Source organism: Clostridium tyrobutyricum (assembly GCF_019144085.1).
Taxonomy (GTDB): Bacteria; Bacillota; Clostridia; order Clostridiales; family Clostridiaceae; genus Clostridium_B; species Clostridium_B tyrobutyricum_A.
Window position 1 is genome coordinate 175353 of the sequence record NZ_JAHHUY010000001.1, and the last position, 7734, is coordinate 183086.

Sequence of the window (7734 nt, forward strand, 5' to 3'; positions counted from 1 at the left end):
ATTAATCCAATATACTTGAAATTAATTTTTTTGTGTAATTATGTTTAGGTGCATTAAATACTTCACTTGAATCTCCCATTTCGACAAATTCACCTTTATATAAGACCCCGACTCTATTACTTATATATCTAACTACAGCCATATTATGTGAAATAAATAAATAAGTCATATTCCTTTCCTTTTGAATATCTTTTAAAAGATTCAGGATTTGTGCTTGAACAGATACATCGAGAGCAGAAGTTGGTTCGTCCAAAATCAACACTTCAGGATCAGTAATTATTGCCCTTGCAACTGCTATTCTCTGTCTCTGACCTCCTGAAAACTCATGTGGATATCTGTCTAAATGTTGTTCCTGCAGCCCAACACTTTTTATAAGTTTAACAAGATTTTCTTTTGAACCTTTTTCATCTCTGACTTTTTTGGGAAATGTTAAAAGAGGCTCCAATATAATCTTCCTTATTGTCATTCTAGGGTCTAAAGAAGAACGAGGATCCTGAAATACAATTTGTATGTTCCCAAATTTCCCACAATCATATTTATTTTTCTTCCACAATTCCCTGTCCTTAAAGGCTACATTTCCAGATGAAGGAGAATGTATTCCTACTATTATATTGGCAATTGTAGATTTACCTGACCCCGATTCTCCAACCAGTCCAAAAGTTTCACCTTTATAAAGGTTAAAAGACACACCTTTAAGTGCAGTAAATTTTCCAAACACTTTTTTCAATTGTTTGATTTCCAATATACTCTCCATTATTTTTCAACCTCCCAGCAATAAACAAAATGATCACTAGAAATTTTCTTTTTAGTTGGAACCTTCTGGCTGCATATCTTTCCTTTCTTCATACACCTTGAATAAAATATACAACCCTTAGGCCTAAATCTAAGATCCGGAACTTCTCCTTTTATCTCCTGAAGTCTCATATTCGAATCAACTTTATCTGGAAGTGCATTTAAAAGTGCAGCTGTGTAAGGATTCTTTGGATTCTTAAGTACTTCATCAGTATTTCCCTGCTCCAAAATTTTACCTCCATACATGACACAGACTTTATCACTTACAGATCTTACAACACTAAAATCATGTGTTATCAATAAAATTGCCGTATTACGCTTGCTTACAAGTTCCTTCATCAGATTTAATATTTCAGCTTGAATAGTAACGTCAAGAGCTGTCGTAGGTTCATCTGCAATAAGAAGTTTGGGCTCATTTGACATGGCAAGGGAAATAACTATTCTTTGTCTCATTCCTCCAGAAAGTTCATAAGGATATTTATTGGCTATTTCATCAGGATTATCAAAGTGAACATCTTTCAAATTATTTATCATTATTTCATGTGCTTTTTCTTTGGATACCCCTGAGTTTTGAATTATTACATTTAAAAGTTGTTTTCCAACCTTCATTGTAGGATGCAGTGCCGTCATAGGTTCTTGAAAAACCATTCCAATTTTTTTACCTCTATATTCACGTATTTCTTTTTTATTTAATTTCAAGAGATCAGTATCTTCAAACAGTATCTTTCCACTTTCCACATTTGAATTTTCATCAAGAATTCCAAGTATTGAATATGCTGATACAGATTTTCCTGATCCCGATTCCCCTACTATGGATAATATCTCACCATTGTCTATAGAAAAGGACACATTATCAAGTACATTAACTTTTCCCTCAAACGTATCAAAAGATATGGATAAATTTTCTACATTTAGCAACAAAACATTTCACTCCTATCTTGAAGATTTAGGATCAAGTATATCCCTCAAACCATCACCTATTAAATTGAATCCTGTGGAAGCCAAAAATACTGCAATTCCAGGAAATGTAGGATACCACCATTGCTCAAGCATATACTTGAATCCTGTACTTATCATTGTGCCCCACTCAGGAGTTGGCGGTTTTGCACCAAGTCCCAAAAACCCAAGAGTAGCAACAAGCAAAATAGTATCTCCTAGATCCAAAGTAAGCTGAATAATTATTGGAGTTATAACATTTGGGATAATATGCCTGAATATGACATATAAATTTGATAATCCAAAAGTCCTGGCAGCCTTTACGTATAGATTGTTCTTTACAACTAATGCTTCACCTCTGGACAGACGGACATATACTGGGATTTTTACAATAGCTATAGCCAACATAACATTAAATAAACTTGCACCTAATGTTGCAGCTAGAACCATTGCCAATATCAGTGTAGGGAATGCTAAAATCATATCCATTATCCTCATAACTACCTGGTCTACATATCCGCCAAAATATCCACAAACAGATCCAATAAACACTCCTATAACACCAGCCATTACAACCACACTTATTCCAGTTGTAAGTGATATCCGTGTTCCATAAATGACTCGTGTTAAAATATCCCTCCCAACTTCATCTGTTCCAAACAAATGTTTTAAACTCGGTTCTTGAAATCTGTCCAATACGTTCATTTCAGTGGGATTATATGAACTTATATATGGTGCAAAAATAGCTAAAAGTGCCATTATTACTATTATAGAAAGTCCTAATATAGTCATTGGGTTTTTTCTTATCTTATATAAGAGCAAACTTTTATTTTTCTTCATATGTTTTTCTTCTATTACATTACCTGATTCCAATTCTAATTTCATAAATTCATACACCTCCTAACCTCTAATTTGTGGATTTAGGATCATATAGAGAATATCTACTATTAGATTTATCACCATATATCCAATTACAATTACAACAGTAAATCCCATTATAGATGGAAAATCTAAAAATGAAATCGAATCAACCACATATTTTCCCATTCCAGGCCAGTTAAAAACAGTTTCCGTTACTACAGCTCCTCCTAAAAGCCCTCCAAGAGAAAGTCCAACAACTGTTATAGTAGGTACCAGGGCATTTCTAAGTGCATAAGATACAATTAGAAATTTTTCTTTAATTCCATTTGCTCTTGCTGTTTTTATATATTCCTGGTTTAATACCTCAATCATACTGGACCTTACCTGCCTGGTAATTGTTGCAAGCTGAGCATAGGATAACACTAAGGCCGGCAGTATAATATGCCTTAAACTATCCTTGAATACTCCTAAGTTTCCTGTAAGCAAACTATCTATGGTTATAAGTCCAGTAATTTTCGTATTAAATGTCATACCCAAAGCCAATCTTCCTGAAGAAGGTAATAAATTTAATTTCGAATAAAATATCAGTATGAGAATGATTCCCCCCCAAAATGCTGGTATAGAAACACCTCCTATGCAAAAAATCCTTCCTAAATAATCTGTTACTGTATTTTGTTTGAGGCTGGTTAATACTCCCAAAGGGATTCCAACTACAAGTGCTATTAGGAATGCATATAAAACCAATTCCAAAGTAGCTGGAAAATAAGCGGCCAAATCTGATACGACCGGCTGCTGCGTTCTTATAGATGTACCCAGATCACCGGATAAAAGATTTTTCATATATATTAAATACTGAACTAATACAGGTTTATCCAATCCAAGCTGTTTTCTCACATTTATAAGTGTTTCATTGGATGCTCTTTGTCCAACCATCATTCTAGCAGGATCCCCTGGAATTATGTGAGATAAAAGAAATACTATTAATGTAACTCCGAAAATAACTAATATCATCATTAAGAGTCTTCTTATTATAATTTTTTTCATATACTCTATTTCCTCCTATATGCCGAATGGAATCCATTCAAATATTTAACAACTTATCCTCCCAGAGGGAAGATAAGTCAATTAAGTTACTGTTTACTCATTTCATCTAAATTATATACACCTTCCAACATTGGATTATACACAAATCCTTTTATGTCCTTATTTATAGGAAGCATGAAATCCTTCTGATACAGATATATATATGGAGCATCCTCTATAACTATCTTTTGTGCCTGTTTGTATAAATTTTCACGTTGAGTCTGATCAGTTATTGAACCGGCTTTTCTGACTAAACTATCTACTTGAGGATTAACATAGAAAGCTCTATTTCCTGCAAGCCCCTGGTTATTTGAATCAAACCAGTAATTCATAAACATATATGGGTCTGCATAGTCAGGGCTCCATACTCCCATTGCCAGATCAAATTTTCCAGAATCAAGCATATCCCTCATAGTTGCATATGCTACTTTACTTAAATTTACTTTCACACCAATATCCTTTAAATTACCCTGTACAACTAAAGCTTCCTGTTCCCAATTAGGGAATCTATCAGAATACAATAAAGTTAGCTGTAGATTATTTACACCCGCTTCTTTTAAAAGCGCCTTTGCTTTCGCTACATTTCTCGTATACTTAAATGCGGATTCATTGTATCCCCATAGTCCCTTTGGTACAGGACTTGCAAGTGGGGTTGCATATCCATGCATTACTTTATCGATTATGGAATTATAATCAATTCCATAGTTTATTGCCTGTCTAACTTTTGGATTCTTAAGTGCAGGATTAGCTTTGGTGCAATTTATATAAACATAATCAACCAAAAGGCTAGGTTTTTTCACAATGGAGATATTGGAATTGCTCTTAAGCTTCTCTATTTGATCCAAGTCTATTCCCTCTGCTATATCTGAATCTCCCTTTTCAAGTTCAAGTCTTGCAGCTGACGGATCTGAAACCAATTTGAAATATACTTCCTTAAGAGACGGTTTTTTAGAATAATTAGGATTCAATGTTAGTTTCAAATAAGCACCTTTTTTCCATTCTGCAAGCTGATAAGGACCACTTCCATCAGTATGATTGGCTAAATAGTTCTGAGCTTTATCACCATCTTTTTCATGGCTCATAACTTTAGGATTTATTATACTTCCATAGTTTGTAGCAAGTGTAGATAAAAATTGTGGAAATTCCCCACTTAAAACAAATTGCACTGTATATTTATCCGGTGTATTAATACTCTTTATAATCTTATAAGTATCATAGGGTCCCTTTTTAATATCCAGTATTCTTTGAAAAGAAAATCTAACAGCCTCAGAAGTAACTTCTGTACCATCTACAAATTTGTGACCCTTATCCAGATGAAAAGTCCATGTAAGTCCATCACCGCTTTTCTCCCATTTACTAGCAAGTGAAGGTTTTATATTTGTAGATCCGCCATCAAATTTTACCAATCTTTCATATGCAGGATAAGTAATTTTTACAGCCATATTATCCATTGTACCTCCTGGATCCAAAGTTCCCATATCACCATTGATAGCTACTGTCAATTTACTCTTGTCTGATGAACTGGAACTATTTACATTACTTGCATTGCCACATCCAACTGCCATCATTGATAAACAAATTCCTAAAAAAATTGCACAAAATTTTTTATACATTTTAATATTGTCCCCCTCTTTACTTAATATTTTAATTTACAATATATTGAAATGTTGTAATATATGCATGTCATTTATTGTTATTTTCTGAATATTTTTTTGAAATACATCATCATATATTTTTCCATAATGTGTTTTTTGAGTATTCTTTTAATACTTGTTATCTTAAATAGTTGTTTTTTATTAATTTAATAAATATATTCATGTATTTTTTATTTTTTTATCATATATGTGTGTATTTTTTATTAATTTTATTATGATTAAATATTATATTATCAAACAAGTTTTTTCAACATTTTTTTTAAGTTCTGTATAATTTATTTTTTATTATGATTTTTACAAAAATATTTAATTTATTTTATTATATATTCCGAATTTTTTTTGCTTTAATAAACTTTTATAATATTACATAAAATACCTTAAGCTTACTATAAGCAAATTATATTAATTTGTATTAGCTATATAATTCGGTTATTCTCTATACTGCTTCAATAAAATTAAAACACTATTTACAATACTAACATGATAATTATATAGAATATCTTGTTTTGCATATTGTTAAAATAATGTTATTATATTTAATAAAATATTATTTATATCTATTATTTATTGATGTATTATTAATTATTTCATTGATTATCAACCAAATCATGTTATAATAACAAATAATTATTATAACATTTTATTATTATTCTCTATGGAATTGCTTTTTATAAGCAGGTTTCAATTTTACAATATTAAATTTAATGTTCGTAATTGAACTTTAATATATGTAAAGCTGAATATAAAATATATCAAATAATTAGGAGGTATTGTTAATGGTAACTATCTGGATAATTTTAGTTGTGTACATGTTAATTAATTTAGCTATAGGTTTCTATAGTGGAAAAAAGATCAAGAACAGCTCGGATTACCTGCTTGCAGGTCGTAATATTGGAGTTCTTCTAACAGCTGGAACTCTAGCTGCCACCGAAGTAGGTGGAGGAAGTACAGTAGGAGTAGCCGCAAAAGCCTATGGAAGTTGGGGGCTTTCTGCAGGTTGGTATGTAACAGCTGCTGGTATCGGAGTCATTCTTGTTTCATTCATTGCCCCCATGTTAAGAAGGTCAATGGCAACAACAATGCCTGAAATAATTGAAAGAAGATTTGGAAATTCAAGTCATATTATTACTTTAATACTATCATTAAGTGCAAATATAGCCCTGGCAGGTGTACAGATTACTGCATCCGCTACAATAATAAGTGTGTTAACTGGTTTGTCTACAAATTGGGGAATACTTTTATCAGGAATAGTTCTTGTTTTTTATACTATGATAGGTGGTATGTGGAGTGTAACGTTGACTGATATTGTCCATGCTATAGTTCTACTGGCTGGATTTACTATTGCCGTTCCATTTGCCATTCATAACGCTGGAGGCTGGAACCATGTAGTTGGTGCATTACCTCAAGGACAGCTTGGTTTTACCAAAGTAGGGTGGAAGACAATTATTGGATTGATAATAATGTATTTCATGACTTTCTCAACAGGTCAGGAATGTGTACAACGTCTCTTTGCAGCAAAAGATGAAAAAACTGCAGTTAAAGGTTCTATGTTATGCGGAATTCTTATGGCATTATATTCTTTTATTCCCGCTATACTAGGACTTGTAGCACTGGCAGTTTTCCCACATATCAACCCAAATAACGCTATAGCAACTGTATCTACCAATCTTATACCTCATCTAATTGCAGGATTGGTAATGGCTGCAGTTATATCAGCTACATTATCTTCTGGTTCAGGAGATCTTTTGGGAGCATCAACTGTTTTTGTAAAAGATATATATCAGCACTACATAAATCCTAAAGTTAGTGATGAACATTTAATGCATTACAGCAAAACCGCCGTTCTTGTTTTTGGTATTATAGCTATCTGTATATCCCTCTTCAGCAAACAGATTATACCTATGCTTGTATTTGCCTTCACCATGAGGTCAGCTGGTCCTTTTGCAGCATTCATCTTTGGTTTGACATGGAAAAATGTTACAAAGCATGCTGGTATACTGTCTATAATTCTTGGAAGTATTGCTGGATTCTGGTGGCAATATCTCAATGAACCTTTTGGAATTATGGCTGTTATTGTGGGATCAGTTGTAAGTGTTATTACTTTTATTATTGTTTTTGAAATAGAAAAGGCCTTAGGCCATCCTTTAATACCATTGCATATTTCACAGAAATAGATATAGTTGAATTTTAATAATATAGATAAATAATTTTTCCAACCTCAATTACTTTTAAATATGCTATAAGACATTGATATAAGTATATTTGTAATCTTTCTTAATTCTAAAGTGAGATAATACAAGGTGGTTGGAAAATTTTTATGAGATAGTTTTATTTTCAATGGCTTAGGGGTTATAATGAATTTAGAGAATGGCTTTTTTACTGTGGTTGAACCTTAACATGAGATGTA

6 protein-coding genes are annotated in these 7734 nt (G+C 32.3%); 1 reads left to right on the forward strand and 5 read right to left on the reverse strand.

The genetic code is table 11. The features are described from left to right. Position 1 precedes the first annotated feature (1 nt). The 5 genes from KM800_RS00820 to KM800_RS00840 form a co-directional block, all read right to left on the reverse strand. The gene (locus tag KM800_RS00820; RefSeq protein ID WP_017752254.1) at positions 2–754 is read right to left on the reverse strand and encodes an ABC transporter ATP-binding protein; all 753 of its coding nucleotides are present in this window, start codon (positions 752–754) and stop codon (positions 2–4) included. Continuing rightward, on the reverse strand, positions 754–1713 hold the full coding sequence (locus KM800_RS00825) for an ABC transporter ATP-binding protein (RefSeq protein ID WP_017752255.1): 960 nt from the start codon (positions 1711–1713) through the stop codon (positions 754–756). Before KM800_RS00825 ends, KM800_RS00820 begins: the two co-directional genes overlap by 1 nt. A gap of 12 nt (positions 1714–1725) precedes the next feature. After that, on the reverse strand, positions 1726–2613 hold the full coding sequence (locus tag KM800_RS00830; protein WP_017752256.1) for an ABC transporter permease: 888 nt from the start codon (positions 2611–2613) through the stop codon (positions 1726–1728). A 15-nt stretch (positions 2614–2628) separates the two neighbouring features. Continuing rightward, positions 2629–3633: an ABC transporter permease gene (locus KM800_RS00835; protein WP_017752257.1), complete on the reverse strand. Its 1005-nt coding sequence runs from the start codon at positions 3631–3633 to the stop codon at positions 2629–2631. 86 nt (positions 3634–3719) lie between these two features. Continuing rightward, the gene (locus KM800_RS00840) at positions 3720–5285 is read right to left on the reverse strand and encodes an ABC transporter substrate-binding protein (RefSeq protein WP_217811358.1); all 1566 of its coding nucleotides are present in this window, start codon (positions 5283–5285) and stop codon (positions 3720–3722) included. 818 nt (positions 5286–6103) lie between these two features. Between KM800_RS00840 and KM800_RS00845 the strand changes: the two genes are divergently transcribed. After that, on the forward strand, positions 6104–7501 hold the full coding sequence (locus KM800_RS00845) for a sodium:solute symporter family protein (RefSeq protein WP_017752259.1): 1398 nt from the start codon (positions 6104–6106) through the stop codon (positions 7499–7501). Positions 7502–7734: the final 233 nt, after the last annotated feature.

Coding starts and splice junctions, on each gene's coding strand:
- KM800_RS00840 (WP_217811358.1), bottom strand. CDS start 5,285: ATGTATAAAAAATTTTGTGCAATTTTTTTAGGAATTTGTTTATCAATG.
- KM800_RS00820 (WP_017752254.1), bottom strand. CDS start 754: ATGGAGAGTATATTGGAAATCAAACAATTGAAAAAAGTGTTTGGAAAA.
- KM800_RS00830 (WP_017752256.1), bottom strand. CDS start 2,613: ATGAAATTAGAATTGGAATCAGGTAATGTAATAGAAGAAAAACATATG.
- KM800_RS00845 (WP_017752259.1), top strand. CDS start 6,104: ATGGTAACTATCTGGATAATTTTAGTTGTGTACATGTTAATTAATTTA.
- KM800_RS00835 (WP_017752257.1), bottom strand. CDS start 3,633: ATGAAAAAAATTATAATAAGAAGACTCTTAATGATGATATTAGTTATT.